Origin of the sequence: Buttiauxella sp. JUb87 (assembly GCF_004361975.1) — a bacterium.
Taxonomy (GTDB): Bacteria; Pseudomonadota; Gammaproteobacteria; order Enterobacterales; family Enterobacteriaceae; genus Buttiauxella; species Buttiauxella ferragutiae.
In genome coordinates, this window is record NZ_SNVY01000001.1 from 23395 (window position 1) to 39617 (window position 16223).

The following is a 16223-nucleotide window of genomic DNA, read 5'->3' on the forward strand; positions in this document are numbered from 1 at the left end:
AAAGCAGCAAAACAGCTTCAGGTGAGGCGATTCACAGAAATTACTTCAGCCGCGAAACCTGGCGGGCGAGCACAGTCAGCGCATCGGCCAGCGTTTGTGGGGAAGGGGTTGAGGTATCTGGCGCGGCCGTCGTTTTACGTTCGATAAGCGTGATCGGCAGTACCGTGGCCTGCACGGGCATATTTGGCGAGCGTATTTGTTCAATCAGGCGGTCAACGCTGGCAGAACCCAGCAGCTTAAAATCTTGTTTGATGGTGGTCAGCGGCGGGATAAAACAGGCGCTGTCTTCAGTGTCATCATAACCCATTACCGATACTTGCCCCGGCACCGCTAAACCAGATTCATTCAGAGCCCGTAACGCGCCAAGTGCCATTTGGTCGTTGGCGACCAGCAGGGCAGTGAAAGTGATGCCCTGGCCGATTAATGCCAGTGTCTGTAGATAACCCGCTTGTGAGCTCCAGTCGCCTTGCAATTGTGCCACGGCGGTCAGCTGATGCTTTGCCAGCGCCTGTTGCCAGCCTTCAAGACGCAGGCGCGCAGAAACGGAAGCCAACGGCCCACTCAGTAAAGCAATTCGCTGGTGGTCTTGCGCAACCAGATGCTCAACCGCCAGATGCGCACCTGCCCTAGCATCAAAGATAATACTGTCCAGATTCAGCGCGGGTGAGACATCGAGGAACAGCACGGGCACCGTGCCAGACATTTCGTTGATGATTCGTGCCTGCTCACTTTCCAATGGAATGTTGACGATCAAACCGTCGACGCGCTGCGCAAGCAAGTTGTTGACCGCACTTTTGCAGGCTTCTGGATCAGGCTGTTCAATCATCGACATCATGACATTAAAGTGCCGCCGGCTGGCCTGTGACTTAATGGCAGCGGCGATTTGCGACGGGGCATGTAGCGACAAATTACTGGTCACCAGGCCAATGTTCTGGCTCAGTTTCCCAGCCAGCTGCTGCGCTACACGATTGGGAACGTAATTGAGCGACTGCATGGCCGCTTCGACTTTACGCCGGGTTTTATCAGAAACATGCGTCGCCTGATTAATCACGCGTGACACCGTTTGATAGGAAACATTGGCATGTTTCGCCACATCGTAAAGCGTTATCGACTTGGTTTTCACGGTGAGTTTCCTTATGGCGCTCATATTCCTGAGTGTGTAGGGCATTATCGATCATCTGCGAGCAAAAAAACGCATTATAGTGAATTCATCTGTTTTTAAGAGATTGAGATCATGGCTTTTGACCTTCAGGCATATTTCACGCGCATTGGTTTGCAGGGCGAGGCAAAACCGGATCTGGAAACCTTACAACGCATTCATCTGCTGCATACGTGCGCCATTCCTTTTGAAAATTTGGATGTGCTGTTAAGACGAGAAATCCGCTTAGAAATAGAGTACGTTTTTGAAAAACTGGTGGTCGCAGGGCGAGGGGGATACTGCTACGAGCAAAATGCATTGCTGCGTGCGGCTCTTGAGAGTATCGGCTTTGTGGTCGAAGACCTGGCTGCCCGGGTGTTGATTACGCAACCTACCGAGATGCCGCCGCGAACGCATCGTTTATTGCTCGTCACCCTCAATCAACAACGCTACCTGGCCGATGTTGGTTTTGGTGGCAAAACGCTGACGTCCCCGCTGCGATTCGACATGGACGTCGTGCAGACCACCGATTTCGGTGATTATCAATTAACGCAGGTGGACGGTGACTTTTTGCTGAGCACGCATCAGCAGGATAAATGGCTGGCGCTGTATCGTTTCGATTTGCAGCCCCAGTATCTGTCAGACTTCGAGGTGGCTAATTATTATGTTTCGACCTGGCCGCAGTCGCATTTCTGCCAACATTTAATGATCTGTTTGAAAAATGCCGATGGCACAACGTTTACGCAAAATGACAGGCAATTTAACGATGGCCAGCCGCGGACGCTTGACGATGCCGCCGAGTTTTATCAGTTGCTACAGGATAAATTTGGTTTGCGGGTCAATCACCCACGCTATGGCTTCAGTCTTGCGGAATTCGCAGCGATTTCTCTGCCTTAACAGTTGCAAGGAACGGGCGCTTAACGTAAGTATATTGTTTCCAATAAAGGGGAGAACCACTGTGCCACATATCACTGTAAAACACTTTCCGCGTGAACTGACTGACGAACAAAAAGAAGCGCTGGCTGCCGATATTTGTGCCGTACTCAAGAAGCATTTCAATTCAACGGATGAATCATTGTCTGTCGCGTTGACCCCAATCCAGAAAGATCGCTGGAAAGAGGATGTTTACGATAAAGAGATCGCCCCAGCTCTGGATACGCTGGCTAAAAAACCGGGTTACACCCTGTAAACTTTGCTCAGAGCCGCTCCCCAATGGCGAACGGCTCTGGCTGATTAGCTTTTTGTGACATCACTCAACAACACGGCGATACTCTTGCCGCCTTCGGTTTGCTCCAGCGCGATTTTCACCGCAATCGTCAGTGGTACCGACAACAGCATACCTACCGGCCCCAGTAGCCAACCCCAGAAAATCAACGACAAGAACACTACCAGAGTCGATAGCCCCAGCCCTCTGCCCATCATGCGTGGCTCGATGATATTGCCAAACACCAGGTTGATAGCCAGATAACCGGCAACCACCAGTAATGCTTCATACAAGCCACTGAAGACCAATACTTGCGCGACAGGCGGGATCGCTGCCAGTACCGAACCGATGTTAGGAATGTAATTGAGTGAGAAGGCGAGAAGCGCCCAGACGAAGGCAAAATGCACATCTAACATGATGAGCATTATCCAGACTACCAGGCCGGTGACCAGGCTAATCACAGTTTTGAGCACCAGATAATGGCTTACGCTGTCTAATGCTCGCTGAATCGCGACCATGCCGACTTCGGGACGGGACATTAATTGCTGAAGTTTTATTGGCAGCTGTGGCACTTCTATCAGCATGAATATCACGGTTAGCAGCAGTAAAAAGATCGATGACATAGCATTAGAAAGCTGGGTGATAAGACGTGTGGCAAGCGTCATCGCTGAATTCGGGTCGATATACTTGAACAGTTCATCCACTGACACCTTGATTCCGGCCCGTTGCAGCCACGGGTCAATTGCCTGCAGAGGGGAAATAAACGAGGCACGGTATTGCGGCACGGTGCGTGTCAGTTCATTGAGAATGGTGCCAAGATAGGCCAGCAGCAGTACAACCAGGAAGATAATCACCGAAATTACCAGGGTAATCGCCAGCACACGTGGGACATGAATGCGCTCCAGACGACGGATCATCGGGTTGACCACGATGGCAATAAATAGCGCCAGAATAAATGGAACGATCATATCGGCCGCCACTTTTATTCCTGCCAGGATGATGACCAGCATCCCGAACATGAGGACGACTTTTAATCCACCTAACGTAATAATGGGTTTTGCCACTATTGACGATCTCCTTCACAATAATTCGTTCCTTAATTATGGGTATAATACGGGGGTGCAACTGACTAATACACCGTTATTTTTTTGGCAAATCATCGTAAAGAATTGAAAAGAGAGGTTGAGAATATTCTTTGATATGCTAAAAATTAGCAATCTTTAGCTACTGAGGACAATTTACTATCCGCAACTGATGAGAAGCAACAACGCGGATACGTTGTGAAAACTATGGACATTATGCTTACCAACAAGCTGCTCCACACGTCAGAAATCCATCAAACACCCTCGTTTACTTCTGCTTATTCACTTTGCGGTGAACAGCACTGGCGCAACGCGCTTTAGATCCGCTCTCCTGCTTATCCCGTCATATTTCGCGCCCCAGCTGCGTCTGCATGTTTTGCTGGAACTCGAATTATTTAGGGAAAAAATACACACATTTTATTTTAAAGCTTTCGTACAGCTATTTTCTCTGTCAGGAGAGGAATCATGATCTATTGGATATTATTAGCATTAGCCATTGCTGCGGAAATTACCGGCACTTTATCAATGAAATGGTCGAGTGTTAGCGATGATAACCTCGGTTATATTTTCATGCTGTTAATGATCACACTTTCTTATATTTTATTATCATTCTCGGTGAAAAAAATCGCCCTCGGCGTGGCTTACGCTATGTGGGAAGGTATCGGTATTTTATTTATTACTTTATTCAGTGTGCTGCTGTTTGATGAGTCAATCTCATTGCTAAAAATAATTGGACTCACGACGCTGGTGGTCGGGATCGCGCTGATTAAATCAGGTACCGCGACCAAGAAAGAAAGCGCCAGGAAACCAATAAAGGGTAGCGAACATGCAGTCGTTTGAATGGATTCACGCATTATGGTTACTGGCGGCAATTGTGTTGGAAATTGTCGCCAACATTTTCCTGAAACACTCGGATGGTTTCCGTCGTTTTGGTTACGGCGTGCTCTCTCTGTGTGCGGTACTGGCGGCCTTCAGCGCGTTGTCTCAGGCGGTGAAAGGTATCGAATTGTCGGTGGCTTACGCGTTGTGGGGCGGGTTCGGTATTATCGCCACCGTAGCGGCGGGCTGGATTTTGTTTGGTCAACGCCTCAACCGTAAAGGATGGATAGGGCTGGTTCTGTTGCTTACGGGTATGGTGCTCATCAAACTGGCGTAAAAGTAAAGCCGCCTGGCATGAGTGCCGGGCGGTGTCATCATTGACTAGCTAATTTCTGTAACTGCTCGCGAAAACCGGTAACTGAGATCGCCCGGTTGTCGGCGCGATAGCGGTCTTTAGCCGCAGGAGCCGAACTTTGTACGGCGATTAATTGCCAGCCGTTTTCTGTTTTCAGCATCAATGGCGAACCACTGTCACCAGGCAAAGTGTCGCACTGGTGTGATAACACCGTTTTCTGCGCCCAACCGGTTATCTGGCAATCATTATGCGTGTAGAGATCGTCGAGATGGTCTTCCGGATAACCCGACTGCGTGACTTTACGGTCCTGGTTTTTCAGCGCTTCGGTGAGCGCATCACGGTCGCCTTCAAACAGCGGCAACGGCGTGATGCCTGAAGGCGGGTTGTGCAACACAATCAGGCCAAAATCGTGAGGTGCCGCATTAGATGGCACAATCCAGCCATCGCCGTCAGGTTTCAACCGACGCCCCAGCGTGGATTCTACTCGCCCTTCAATATCATGAATCTCGTAACGCCACTTTCCTTTCTGCGAAACAAACCGCAAAGCAATCGCTTTGTCAGGAGTCCCGCGCGGCGGTTGCAGCAAACAATGTCCTGCGGTTAGCGCCAGATGGGGGGAAATTAAGGTCGCAGTGCATAAATTACCGCTGGCAGTCTCAAGCTGACCAATGGCATCCCACGGGGAACTGGCTGAATCGGCGACACGTGTGCGGTCATCCTTACCAAAGAACAGCGTTTTGACGTCAGCAGTGCTCTCGTCATCTGCATGGGAAAGGGCAGGTAAAAAACACAGCACGCCTAACAACAACACCACTTTTTTGCGCATATCACTCTCTGATGGGGCGATTAATTTTAATTTTTATACCCGTCATCCTTCAAGCTGCAGGGGTATATATAGAACCTGTGAATGGATTAACTATAGACGGGTAGCACAGAAAGTGGGAGTAAAAAGTCATTACAGCCAGAAGCTTAGCGTAATAATGCCGCAAAGAATGAGCAGCGTGAGGATGATTTCAAAACTATAGCGTCGCAACATCATCCAGACTCCGGAAGTAAACACCCGGCGAGCCGGGTGTTTGTAGTGTGGCTATGCTTTCGGGATTGCCCCGACAACCTTATGCTGCTGGCTGAGTAGCTGGTTTAGCCGCTTCAGTTTTTGCTACAGGTTTTTTGTGGTGTTTTTTAGCAGCTTGCGCTTTCTGTGCAGCAGGTTTCGCAGCATCAGCTTTCGCTACAGGTTTTTTATGGTGCTTTTTAGCTGCCTGAGCTTTTTGCTCGGTTGCTGCTTTTTTGTGTTTTTTATGATGAGTAGTGGTGGCAGCAGGTGCTTTAGCCGCAGAAGTTGCAACTGGCGCTGCAGTTGCAGTCGTTTCAGCAGCGAAAGCGGCAGAGGACAGACCCATTGCAGCGACTACAACCAGAGCTAATACTTTATTCATCTCGACATCCTCAAATTTGTTTATGTTTGAACCCCTGAGGGGCCGTTGAGATGAACTATAAACTCGTGGATCAATGGCTTCAGTGAGTGATTGGTGTCGGCGTGTAACGGTTTGTACAAAGCCGGGGAAAGTTCCCCGGCTTTGGTGGCTTACAAGTAACGAGCTTCCAAATGTTTACGGAAATACAGCGGGTTGAGATCTTCACCCGTTGCATTAGTGATCAGCTCTGAAGTGGTGAATCGGCTGCCGTGCTGCCAGATATTCTGGCGTAACCAGTCAAACAGTGCGCTGAAGTTGCCCTCGGCAATATCGGCTTCAAGCTGCGGCAAGGCGAGTTTGGCGGCGTTGAACAGTTGTGCTGCATACATTGCGCCCAGCGTGTATGACGGGAAGTAGCCAAACGCGCCGTCCGTCCAGTGAATGTCCTGCATGCAGCCGTTGCGGAAGTTGTTTTTGGTAGACAGCCCCAGCCAGTGCTGCATTTTCTCATCCCAAAGTGCCGGAATATCTTCAACTTCGATTTCGCCATCGATGAGCGCACGTTCAATTTCGTAGCGCAAAACGACGTGGGCCGGATAGCTGACTTCATCGGCATCAACGCGAATATATCCGCGTTCAACGCGCTGGTTTACCGCAATAAAGTTCGCCGCTTCAAACGCCGGTTGTTTGCCGAAGCGCGTGGTCACCATTGGCAGCAGCAGTTTCAGGAACTCTTTACTGCGCCCTAACTGCATTTCAAAGAACAGACTTTGGGATTCGTGGATCGCCGCAGAACGTGCCAGAGCAACGGGCTGACCAAGCCATTCACGAGGCAGGTTTTGTTCATAACGGGCATGGCCGGTTTCATGGATCACGCCAAATAATGCGCTAACCAGATCGCTTTCATCGTAGCGAGTCGTGATGCGCACATCTTCCGGCACACCGCCGCAGAATGGATGCGCACTAACATCCAGCCTGCCGCCGTTAAAATCAAAACCCAGTAACTTCATGGTTTCCAGCCCCAATTCGCGCTGGTCGTGCGTGGCGAATGGGCCGGTTGGGGTAATAACCGATTCTTTCACCTGCTTATCAACGACTTTTTGCAGTAAATCAGGCAGCCAGCTACGTAAATCACCAAATAGCACATCGAGTTTGGCGCTAGTCATGCCCGGCTCGTAAATATCTAACAGCGCGTCGTAGCAGGATTTTCCTTTGGCATCGGCACGCAGTTTTGCCTCTTCACGGCAAACGCGAACCACTTCCTTCAAATTGGCGGCAAACCCTTGCCAGTCGTTAGCGGGCCGCTGCGTTCGCCAGCCATGCTCGCAGCGCGTACCGACCAGCGATTTTTCTTCTACCAGCGAGGCGGGCAGCAAAATGGCTTCCTGATATTGGCGGGTCATTTCACGCAGGTTGGCGCGTTCAACATCATTGAGATCTTCCTGAACCGCAGCCTGTAACAGCGTGGCGATTTTTTTATCGGTCAGGATTTGGTGTTGCAAAACGCTGAGTTCCGCCAGCGCTTCGCCACGAGCGGTGCTGCCATTGGGTGGCATATTGGTGAACATATCCCAGCCAGCGATGGCTGAGAGGTGTCCGAAACGGGAAAGACGCTGGAAGGTGCGGGTGAGGTGATTGTAGTTTTGCTTTTCCATAGTGCCTCGTGAAGAGATGATTTACGCAAGCGAAAATAGCAAAAAGCCATCCCGAAAACGAGGCCGTAACGGGGTTAATGTGCGCGGTGATGCAAACGCGTGCCGACTAACAATGCAATCACCAAAAGAGAGCCAATAAAACTCGCCACACCGCCCCAACCAAATGCGTGCCAGAAGATGCCACCGAGCGTCCCGGCAATGCTTGAACCAAGGTAGTAGCTAAACAAATATAACGATGAGGCTTGCCCTTTCGCGCGTTTCGCCCGTGGGCCAATCCAGCCACTGGCGACCGAGTGTGCAGCGAAGAATCCGGCAGAAAAAAGCAGCATCCCAATGAAAATAATCGCCAGCGGTGAAAACACGGTTAATACCAGCCCGAGCAACATTACCGCAGTGGAGAAAATCATCACCGGGCCACGGCCAAATTTGGCGGTCATTGCCCCGGCTTTTGGCGAACTCCAGGTTCCGGTTAAGTAAGCTACCGACAGTAGGCCCACCACCGCCTGGCTCAAATACCACGGCCCTTGCATTAAGCGATAACCAATGTAATTAAACAGCGTGACAAACGCGCCCATCAGCAAAAATCCCTGGGTGAATAACAGCGGTAACCCCTTGTCGCGCCAGTGCAAACGGAAGTTAATAAACAGCGTTTTCGGGCGTAATGAAGAAGGGCGAAAGTGCCGCGATTCAGGCAATATCTTCCAGAACATTAAGGCTGAGGCAAGGGCGAAGCAGCCGATGGCGGCGACCGCAATGCGCCAGTTAAACAAATCAGTCAGCACACCGCTTAACAGGCGGCCACTCATGCCGCCAATCGAGTTGCCACTGATGTACAAACCCATCGAAAAGGCCACGACACTCGGATGAATTTCTTCACTCAGATAGGTCATACCCACCGCGGCGACGCCGCTGAGCGATAGCCCAATCAAGGCGCGCATCACTAATATGCCGTGCCAGCTGGTCATCATAGTGGAGAGCAGTGTGCAGCTTGAGGCGAGCAACAACGCCGTTACCATGACTGGTTTGCGGCCAATGGCGTCAGAAAGTGGCCCGGTGAATAACAACCCAACGGCTAACATGGCGGTAGAAACTGACAGCGAAATACTACTACTGGCGGGGGATACGCCAAATTCATGCGACAGCACGGGCAAAATGGGTTGCACACAATAAAGCAGCGCAAAGGTGGCAAGTCCGGCAGAAAATAGCGCCAGGGTGACGCGCATGAATTGGGGTGAACCCCGTTTAATATAAATTGCCGGCTGGAGGGGAAGTCTGTCGTCTACATCTTCTGCCGGAGCGGTGTTGACGAGGGTTGTACGGCTCAAAATCGATCCTTAGTGCACTTTTGAAGTCTTCTTTTCAGAGTAGAAAATCGGGAATGTTCTGTCTAATATATTAATAATCTCAATTGATATGTTTAAAATATGAATATTGAATTGCGCCACCTGCGTTACTTTGTTGCGGTGGCTGAAGAGCTGCATTTTGGCCGTGCCGCTGCACGTCTGCGAATCTCACAGCCGCCCCTGAGCCAGCAAATACAAATTCTGGAACAACAAGTCGGGGCGCGTTTACTGGCGCGAACCAACCGCAGCGTGAGCCTAACCGCGGCGGGTGATCAGTTTTTGCTCGATGCCAGGCAGATTTTAAGCCAGGTTGAAAGCGCTGCCGCCCGCGCCGCCCGGCTGCATCACGGTGAAACAGGCGAATTACGCATTGGTTTCACCTCATCGGCACCGTTTATCAAAACCGTCTCTGACAGCCTGTCGACATTTCGCCGCAGTTATCCCGATGTGCATTTACAGATGCGGGAAATTAACACACGTGCGCAAATTGCACCGCTGAATGAAGGTGAGCTTGAACTGGGGCTGATGCGCAATACGCGGCTGCCGGACACTCTCGACTGGAAACTGGTGTTAAGGGAACCGCTGATGGCGATGGTGCATCGCGACCATCCGTTAGCCCAATGTACGGCGATTTCCCTGCAACAACTGGCAAACGAGCCTTTTGTCTTTTTTGACCCGCACGTCGGAACTGGCCTGTATGACGATATTATTAGTTTGTTACAACGTCACGACATTACGCCGTTTATCACCCAGGAAGTGGGCGAGGCGATGACGATTATCGGCCTGGTTTCCGCGGGACTAGGTGTTTCGATCCTGCCTGCATCGTTTAAACGCGTTCGGATCTCGGAAGTGGTTTGGTTGCCCATTGAAGAACCCGAGGCACAATCAGAAATGTGGCTGGTGTGGCCTAAACATCGCGAGTTGTCTGCCGCAGCACTTCGAATCTCCGCATTGCTAACGGAGTCAATAACTCGATTAAAAGGCATTTAAAGCACCGTAATATGTGCGGTAAATCACAACCCTAGGTAAATATTTGACTCCTTTGGTTGAAGTGTTTCACCATAGCCCAAAGTTTATTTCGAAGCGCGAAAATAAAGGGAGTCGCAAGTGGTTGCTGATAGCCAACCGGGCCATATTGATCAGATCAAGCAAACCAATGCGGGCGTAGTTTATCGTCTGATTGATACCCATGGACCGGTGTCGCGAATCGATCTTTCTCGTCTGGCGCAACTCGCTCCTGCCAGTATCACGAAAATTGTTCGTGAAATGATAGAAGCGCATTTGGTGCAGGAAACGGAAATCCAGGATCCCGGTAGCCGGGGGCGTCCTGCGGTGGGTCTGATGTTGGAAACTGAAGCATGGCACTATTTGTCTGTGCGGATTAGCCGTGGGGAAATCTCTCTCGGTCTGCATGATTTAAGCAGCAAATTGATTGTTGAAGATACCGTCTCGCTCGCGGTTGAAGACCAGCAGCCGCTCATTGAGCGGATAATCGCGCAAATCGACCAGTTCTTTATTCGTCATCAGCAAAAACTCGAACGCCTTACGGCGATTGCTATCACCATGCCGGGGATTATCGACACCAAACGCGGCATCGTTCATCGCATGCCGTTTTATGATGTCTGTGACATGCCTTTGGGCGAGATCCTCGAAAACTACACCGGCGTGCCGGTGTATGTGCAACACGACATCAGCGCGTGGACCATGGCAGAAGGGCTGTTTGGTGCCTCTAAGGGCGCACGCGATGTGATTCAGGTGGTGATTGATAATAACGTCGGTGCCGGCGTGATTACCGATGGACGTTTGCTTCATGCGGGCAGCAGCAGCCTGGTCGAGATTGGTCATACTCAGGTCGACCCTTACGGGAAACGCTGCTATTGCGGCAATAACGGTTGCCTTGAAACCATTGCCAGCATCGACAGTGTGCTGGAATTGGCCCAGTTGCGCATGAGCCAGTCGATGGGCAGCATGCTGCATGTCCAGCCACTGACCGTTGAGTCGTTGTGTGATGCTGCGTTAAACGGCGATCTATTAGCGAAAGATATCATTCTTGGGGTGGGGACCAACGTCGGTCGAATCCTGGCGATTATGGTCAACTTATTCCATCCACAAAAAATTCTGATTGGTTCGCCACTTAATCGAGCCGCAGAAATTCTGCATCCGGCGATTACCGCTTGCATTCGTCAGCAGTCGTTACCGGCTTATAGTGAACATATGATTGTTGAAAGTACCCAGTATAATCACCGTGGAACCATGGCGGGTGCAGCGCTGGTAAAAGACGCAATGTATAACGGTTCGTTATTGATTCGCCTGCTGCAAGGCTAATGTTTATGGCTTGATCCACTAAAAATTGCGCTATCTCAATCTGACTGAAGCACTATTCTTTTAGACTTTCCCTCCTGAATTATTCAATTTCTAATCACTCATATCCGTCTTACAAATAAATAAAGACGGGTATTTGCAGCATTTCCTTGGGAGTTAGTCATGCTTACGCGTTTCTTTATAACGGGTACCGATACTGCAGTCGGGAAGACTGTGGTTTCACGCGCCTTGTTGCAGGCGCTTGCAGCCAGCGGCAAAAGTGTTGTCGGCTATAAGCCGGTAGCCAAAGGAAGTAAAGAGACGCCAGAGGGCCTGCGCAACAAAGATGCGTTAGTTCTGCAAAGTGTTTCCACACTTGAATTGCCTTATGCAGCTATTAATCCTATCGCGCTGAGCGAAGAAGAAAGCAGCGTGAGTCATAGTTGCCCGATTAACTATTCGCTGTTGTCTGACGGGTTGCAAAATTTAGCCGGGCAAGTGGACCACGTTGTGGTTGAGGGCACTGGCGGTTGGCGGAGTCTGATGAATGATTTACGCCCGTTATCTGAATGGGTAGTTCAGGAACAAATGCCGGTGTTGATGGTTGTGGGTATTCAGGAAGGCTGTATTAACCATGCTTTGCTGACGGCTCAGGCCATTGCAAATGATGGCTTACCGCTGATTGGCTGGGTGGCGAACCGCATCAACCCAGGCCTTGCGCACTACGCAGAAATCATTGATGTATTAAGCAAAAAACTGCCAGCGCCGCTGGTGGGCGAGCTGCCTTATTTACCACGCGCCGAACAGCGTGATTTGGCAAATTACATCGATTTATCCCGCCTTTGCGGCGCTCTGGCGATAGACCGTTTGCGGGCGTAACCAGCGCGAAAGTGCTGAAGCAATTACGCACGACAGCAACAGACCGGGAAGCAATGTAAACTCCCCGGTCATTTCACAAACCATCAGCGTTGACATTATCGGTGCATGTGTGGTGGCGGCCAGCAGTGTTGCCATTCCGGTTAATGCCAGCAAAATCGCAATGTTATCGCCACTCCACGCCCATATCCCGTACCACTGCCCGACCAACATTCCCAATGCTGCGCCAACAAATAACGTCGGAGTAAATACGCCGCCCGGCGCACCAGAGCCGCTGCTTGCCAGCACTGCCGCCAATTTGTAAACCAGAACACCTGCCACGAACAGCAGTGCAGGCGGTTGCGAGAGAAATGACTGCACCACGCTGTAACCGTTACCCCAAACCAGCGGGGTGATAAGCGACAGCAACCCAACCAGCAATCCCCCTAACGCGAGTTGCCACGGCGGGCTTAAATGCAGACGCTGGAATATTTTGCTGCTTTGCGCCATAAGCCAGAGAAACAGTGGCCCAGCAAGCCCTGCGAGCATACCGAAGGATGCCATCAGCAAATATTGAACTGGCTGCGGAGCGCTGAGTGCGCGCACGGTGTAGAGCAGCGCTTGTTCGTCATTTAACAAGTGGGTCATCAGCAGGGCACTGACAGCGGCAATGACCACGGGGCCGAGGGAGGCGAGCATCAACGTGCCAAACAGAATCTCTGCGATAAACAAGCTACCCGCCAGCGGGGCATGATAGGCGCTGGCCATCCCGGCTGCCGCACCACAGGCGACCCACAACTTCCATTCGTCTGAACGTGAGAAACGCTGCGCGAAAACAGAGGCAAAGACGGTTGCCAGCAGTACCATCGCACCTTCACGGCCAATGGCGCTGCCGCTGGCGACAACAATCAAAGAGGCGGCAGATTTGACCAGGCTTGCGCTAACATCTAAGCGCCCGTCGCCGGTTTCAATCGCCTCCATATAGTCGGTGGGAGCCGAAGGGCGCTGGCGTGTCGCACGCTGCCATGCCCAAAGTAGCGTACCGGCAAGCAATCCACCTATCGCGGGGGTGAGCAGTCTTCGCCAGGGCGGTAGTGCCGCCGCAGCAGCGACCAGGCTGCCACTGTGGTCACCTAAAAAAAGACCTTCAAGGAAATACATCGACTGGCGAAACAGCCAGACCACCATTGCTGAGGCGATACCAATCCAGACGGCGAATATTAGTCGCCGTAGCATGCCTTTCATGTCGGGGAAGTGGTGTAAGCGGTGCATAGCAAGCATTGTAGGGTGGATAACCGCGAGCGTCATCCACCAATGTGAAGTAAACCCTGCTACGGTTGGTGAATATTCAATACCCGACGAGTGCGTCCCGAGCTGAGATAGTCAGCGATGTAATCCTGCGAAATCTCACCACTATAACGACCATCTTCATCGGTTATCGGCATCCACACCATGTTGTGCTCGTAGAGTTTTGACAGCACGATACGCAAGTTATCTTCTGCGCGCCCGGTCACTCTGAAGGGGTGGAGCACATCTGCGCAAACTCCTGTGGCTCCCCGCGTTTCACGGCGTTTCACAAACCCTAATGGTTTACCTTCATCGTCGACCACGGTTATCGAACGCATATCGTTGTCATCCATGATCGAGAAAGCTTCTGGTAGCGAAGTCGATTCACGAGCGGTGACGGTCGGTTGCTGGCCGGTAACGTCTCCTGCTTGTACCAACAGCAGGCGTTTCAGCGTGCGATCCTGGCCCACAAACGAGCCAATAAATTCGTTAGCCGGTTTAGCCAGTAATTCATCGGGGCTGGCACATTGCACAATTTTCCCCTGGCGGAACACCGCGATGCGGTCACCTAATTTCAGTGCTTCATCAATATCGTGACTCACCAGCATCACGGTTTTCTTCAACTGGCGCTGCATTTCCAGAAACTCATTCTGAATCGCTTCGCGGTTGATGGGGTCGACCGCGCCAAAAGGTTCATCCATCAACAGTACCGGAGGATCCGCCGCCAGCGCGCGTATCACGCCAATACGCTGTTGCTGCCCGCCGGACATTTCTCGCGGGTAACGATGGAGAAATTTGTTCGGGTCCAGCGCCACCATGCTCATCAGTTCGCTGGCACGCTCTTTACAGCGGGCTTTTTCCCAGCCCAACATGCGCGGCACCACGGTGATGTTTTCTTCAATTGTCATGTTAGGGAACAGACCGATTTGCTGGATAACGTAGCCAATATTGCGGCGTAGCGTCACGGTATCCAGTTCGTTAGTATTTTTACCGTTGATCAGAATATTGCCGCCAGTGGGGGCAATCAGGCGATTGATCATTTTGAGTGTGGTGGTTTTGCCACAGCCGGAAGGGCCGAGCAGCACACACATTTCACCTTCCGGCACATTCAGGTTGATATTATCAACCGCATTAAAAGGTTGGCCATTCTTCTGAGCGAACTGTTTGGTGAGGTTTTCCAGTTTTATCATTATCGAATCCCCTTTGGTGTCAGGACTAATTGCAAACGATGTAGCAACCAGTCCAGTAGAATCGCTAAAACACAAATCAATACCGCGCCGGCGATCAACATGCGGATGTCGCTGCTGCCGATACCGTTAAGCAATAACAAACCCAAGCCGCCAGCACCGATAACTGCGGCAATGGCCATGACGCCAATATTCATCACTACGGCAGTACGAATGCCGCCGAAAATAACCGGTAATGCCATGGGGATTTCAACCCAGCGCAGGCGTTGCCAGAATGTCATGCCAATACCACGACCCGCTTCACGCAAACCTGGCGGCAGGCTGTCGAGTGCGGTATGCGTGTTACGGACAATCGGTAACAGGGAATAGAGGAATACCGCGGTGATGGCAGGCAATACGCCAATCCCTTGCCCGATCATCGAAAACAGCGGAATCATCAGACCAAACAGGGCAATGGAGGGAATGGTCAGCACAATGGTGGCGATACCCAGCACCGGCGTGGCAAGCCATTTGTGACGCACGATTAAAATGCCCAGCGGCACACCAATCACAATCGCCAGACCCACGGCCATTAACACCAACCATAAATGTTGCAGCGTCAGACTGCCGAGATAGCTCGCGTTATCAAGCATATAGTGCAACGTTTCCATGGTGCCTCCTTAGAGCAAGCCTTTCTGCTGCAGGAATTCACGAGCCACCTGCTGTGGGGTTTCATGGTCGATGTCCACTTTGGCATTCAGGGTGGAAATCACGTCGTTGTTCAGTAAACCGGAAAGCGTATTGAGTGCTTCTTCAAGGCCGGGGTTGGCGGCGAGTGTTTCTTTACGCACCACAGGCGTAACAGCGTAACTTGGGAAGAAGCCTTTATCGTCTTGCAGCACTTTTAAATCGAAGCCTTTTACTCGCCCGTCGGTGGTGTAAATCAGCCCAGCGTCAACGAAACCATCGCGCACTGCGTTATAGACCAGTCCGGGGTCCATTTGGCGTATCTGCGGCCTGTCCAGCGGCATGCGGTAGGCTTGCTGCAATGGTTTCATGCCATCGCTACGGCCAGAAAACTCCAGGTCCAGGCCGAGCATCCAGTTGTTATCAGGGTCGGTCTGGCGGATATGTTCAATTTTTTCCACCAGTTCTGACATGGTGTTGATGTTCTCTGCTTCCGCACGTTTGCGCTGCATGGCGAACGCGTAGGTGTTGTTCATATCCGCCGGTTTCAGCCAGACAATCCCCAGTTTTGCATCGAGTTTTTTCACCGTGTCGTAGGATTCCTGCGGCGTCATTCGTTTGTTGATGTGATTAAAAATAATCAGCGACGTGCCGGTGTATTCCCAGGTCATATCCACTTGTTTGTTGACCATGGCATTACGCGAAATCACGGTAGCAATGTTGGTCTGTGGCGTGACCTGGAACCCTTTTTTTTGCAGATACTGCGTGGTCATAGCTGAAAGGATGTGTTGTTCGGTGAAGCTTTTGGTTGCCAGAACCAGCGGCTCAGCTCGTGCTGCGCCCGCCAGTAATAGTGTGGCGGCTAATGCAGCAAACAACGGTTTAAACGGGATCATAGTTGTCTCCTTTTTAT

Annotated in this window: 17 protein-coding genes; 7 read left to right on the forward strand and 10 right to left on the reverse strand. The window is 51.3% G+C overall.

Features of this window, described 5'->3' with window-relative positions:
• Window positions 1-40 precede the first annotated feature (40 nt).
• Complete coding sequence (locus EC843_RS00095; RefSeq protein ID WP_133521331.1) at window positions 41-1147, reverse strand: LacI family DNA-binding transcriptional regulator; 1107 nt, start codon at window positions 1145-1147, stop codon at window positions 41-43.
• Window positions 1148-1234: 87 nt separating this feature from the next.
• Here EC843_RS00095 and EC843_RS00100 point away from each other — a divergent pair, with 87 nt between their 5' ends.
• Window positions 1235-2035 carry an arylamine N-acetyltransferase gene (locus EC843_RS00100; protein ID WP_133521332.1) on the forward strand — a complete coding sequence of 267 codons (801 nt, stop codon included), beginning with the start codon at window positions 1235-1237 and terminating at the stop codon, window positions 2033-2035.
• Window positions 2036-2096: 61 nt separating this feature from the next.
• Window positions 2097-2327 carry a tautomerase PptA gene (pptA, locus tag EC843_RS00105; protein WP_064547288.1) on the forward strand — a complete coding sequence of 77 codons (231 nt, stop codon included), beginning with the start codon at window positions 2097-2099 and terminating at the stop codon, window positions 2325-2327.
• A gap of 44 nt (window positions 2328-2371) precedes the next feature.
• On the opposite strand, the gene EC843_RS00110 is transcribed toward pptA, so the two are convergent.
• Window positions 2372-3406: an AI-2E family transporter gene (locus EC843_RS00110; RefSeq protein ID WP_064547286.1), complete on the reverse strand. Its 1035-nt coding sequence runs from the start codon at window positions 3404-3406 to the stop codon at window positions 2372-2374.
• Between the two features lie 480 nt (window positions 3407-3886).
• Between EC843_RS00110 and mdtJ the strand changes: the two genes are divergently transcribed.
• Window positions 3887-4264, forward strand: a complete 378-nt coding sequence (gene mdtJ / locus EC843_RS00115) for a multidrug/spermidine efflux SMR transporter subunit MdtJ (RefSeq protein WP_083963401.1) — start codon at window positions 3887-3889, stop codon at window positions 4262-4264.
• On the forward strand, window positions 4251-4580 hold the full coding sequence (gene mdtI / locus EC843_RS00120) for a multidrug/spermidine efflux SMR transporter subunit MdtI (protein WP_064547282.1): 330 nt from the start codon (window positions 4251-4253) through the stop codon (window positions 4578-4580). The genes mdtJ and mdtI overlap by 14 nt, the downstream gene beginning before the upstream one ends.
• Before the next feature lie 37 nt (window positions 4581-4617).
• Here mdtI and EC843_RS00125 read toward each other — a convergent pair whose 3' ends face one another.
• The 4 genes from EC843_RS00125 to EC843_RS00140 all read right to left on the reverse strand — a co-directional run bounded on the left by EC843_RS00125 (window position 4618) and on the right by EC843_RS00140 (window position 8996).
• A complete protein-coding gene (locus EC843_RS00125) occupies window positions 4618-5424 on the reverse strand; it encodes a serine protease (protein WP_064547281.1) in 807 nt (268 codons plus the stop codon).
• A 289-nt stretch (window positions 5425-5713) separates the two neighbouring features.
• Window positions 5714-6037 (reverse strand): acid resistance repetitive basic protein Asr, encoded by a 324-nt coding sequence (asr, locus tag EC843_RS00130; RefSeq protein ID WP_064547279.1) that lies wholly within the window; start codon window positions 6035-6037, stop codon window positions 5714-5716.
• 149 nt (window positions 6038-6186) lie between these two features.
• Window positions 6187-7671 (reverse strand): carboxypeptidase M32, encoded by a 1485-nt coding sequence (locus EC843_RS00135; protein ID WP_133521333.1) that lies wholly within the window; start codon window positions 7669-7671, stop codon window positions 6187-6189.
• Between the two features lie 74 nt (window positions 7672-7745).
• Window positions 7746-8996 carry an MFS transporter gene (locus tag EC843_RS00140; protein WP_064547275.1) on the reverse strand — a complete coding sequence of 417 codons (1251 nt, stop codon included), beginning with the start codon at window positions 8994-8996 and terminating at the stop codon, window positions 7746-7748.
• A 99-nt stretch (window positions 8997-9095) separates the two neighbouring features.
• On the opposite strand from EC843_RS00140, the gene EC843_RS00145 reads away from it, so the two are divergent.
• The 3 genes from EC843_RS00145 (at window position 9096) to bioD (ending at window position 12194) form a co-directional block, all read left to right on the forward strand.
• Complete coding sequence (locus EC843_RS00145; protein WP_133521334.1) at window positions 9096-10004, forward strand: LysR family transcriptional regulator; 909 nt, start codon at window positions 9096-9098, stop codon at window positions 10002-10004.
• 117 nt (window positions 10005-10121) lie between these two features.
• A complete protein-coding gene (mlc, locus tag EC843_RS00150; RefSeq protein WP_064547271.1) occupies window positions 10122-11339 on the forward strand; it encodes a sugar metabolism global transcriptional regulator Mlc in 1218 nt (405 codons plus the stop codon).
• Window positions 11340-11498: 159 nt separating this feature from the next.
• Complete coding sequence (bioD, locus tag EC843_RS00155) at window positions 11499-12194, forward strand: dethiobiotin synthase (protein WP_121815571.1); 696 nt, start codon at window positions 11499-11501, stop codon at window positions 12192-12194.
• On the opposite strand, the gene clcB is transcribed toward bioD, so the two are convergent.
• From clcB to osmX, 4 genes are read right to left on the reverse strand one after another with little or no spacing between them, the layout of a single operon-like run.
• A complete protein-coding gene (gene clcB, locus EC843_RS00160; protein ID WP_133521335.1) occupies window positions 12147-13442 on the reverse strand; it encodes a voltage-gated ClC-type chloride channel ClcB in 1296 nt (431 codons plus the stop codon). The two genes, bioD and clcB, sit on opposite strands and share 48 nt — an antisense overlap.
• Window positions 13443-13501: 59 nt before the next feature.
• Complete coding sequence (osmV, locus tag EC843_RS00165; RefSeq protein ID WP_133521336.1) at window positions 13502-14647, reverse strand: osmoprotectant ABC transporter ATP-binding protein OsmV; 1146 nt, start codon at window positions 14645-14647, stop codon at window positions 13502-13504.
• A complete protein-coding gene (gene osmW / locus EC843_RS00170) occupies window positions 14647-15294 on the reverse strand; it encodes an osmoprotectant ABC transporter permease OsmW (RefSeq protein WP_064547263.1) in 648 nt (215 codons plus the stop codon). The genes osmV and osmW overlap by 1 nt, the downstream gene beginning before the upstream one ends.
• A 9-nt stretch (window positions 15295-15303) precedes the next feature.
• Window positions 15304-16206 (reverse strand): osmoprotectant ABC transporter substrate-binding protein OsmX, encoded by a 903-nt coding sequence (osmX, locus tag EC843_RS00175; protein ID WP_133521337.1) that lies wholly within the window; start codon window positions 16204-16206, stop codon window positions 15304-15306.
• Between the last annotated feature and the right edge of the window lie 17 nt (window positions 16207-16223).

Excerpts from the sequence above, each read along its gene's own strand:
- EC843_RS00095 (WP_133521331.1), bottom strand. The coding sequence starts at position 1,147 with ATGAGCGCCATAAGGAAACTCACCGTGAAAACCAAGTCGATAACGCTT.
- EC843_RS00100 (WP_133521332.1), top strand. The coding sequence starts at position 1,235 with ATGGCTTTTGACCTTCAGGCATATTTCACGCGCATTGGTTTGCAGGGC.
- mdtI (WP_064547282.1), top strand. The coding sequence starts at position 4,251 with ATGCAGTCGTTTGAATGGATTCACGCATTATGGTTACTGGCGGCAATT.
- EC843_RS00125 (WP_064547281.1), bottom strand. The coding sequence starts at position 5,424 with ATGCGCAAAAAAGTGGTGTTGTTGTTAGGCGTGCTGTGTTTTTTACCT.
- asr (WP_064547279.1), bottom strand. The coding sequence starts at position 6,037 with ATGAATAAAGTATTAGCTCTGGTTGTAGTCGCTGCAATGGGTCTGTCC.
- EC843_RS00135 (WP_133521333.1), bottom strand. The coding sequence starts at position 7,671 with ATGGAAAAGCAAAACTACAATCACCTCACCCGCACCTTCCAGCGTCTT.
- EC843_RS00145 (WP_133521334.1), top strand. The coding sequence starts at position 9,096 with ATGAATATTGAATTGCGCCACCTGCGTTACTTTGTTGCGGTGGCTGAA.
- bioD (WP_121815571.1), top strand. The coding sequence starts at position 11,499 with ATGCTTACGCGTTTCTTTATAACGGGTACCGATACTGCAGTCGGGAAG.
- clcB (WP_133521335.1), bottom strand. The coding sequence starts at position 13,442 with ATGCACCGCTTACACCACTTCCCCGACATGAAAGGCATGCTACGGCGA.
- osmV (WP_133521336.1), bottom strand. The coding sequence starts at position 14,647 with ATGATAAAACTGGAAAACCTCACCAAACAGTTCGCTCAGAAGAATGGC.
- osmW (WP_064547263.1), bottom strand. The coding sequence starts at position 15,294 with ATGGAAACGTTGCACTATATGCTTGATAACGCGAGCTATCTCGGCAGT.
- osmX (WP_133521337.1), bottom strand. The coding sequence starts at position 16,206 with ATGATCCCGTTTAAACCGTTGTTTGCTGCATTAGCCGCCACACTATTA.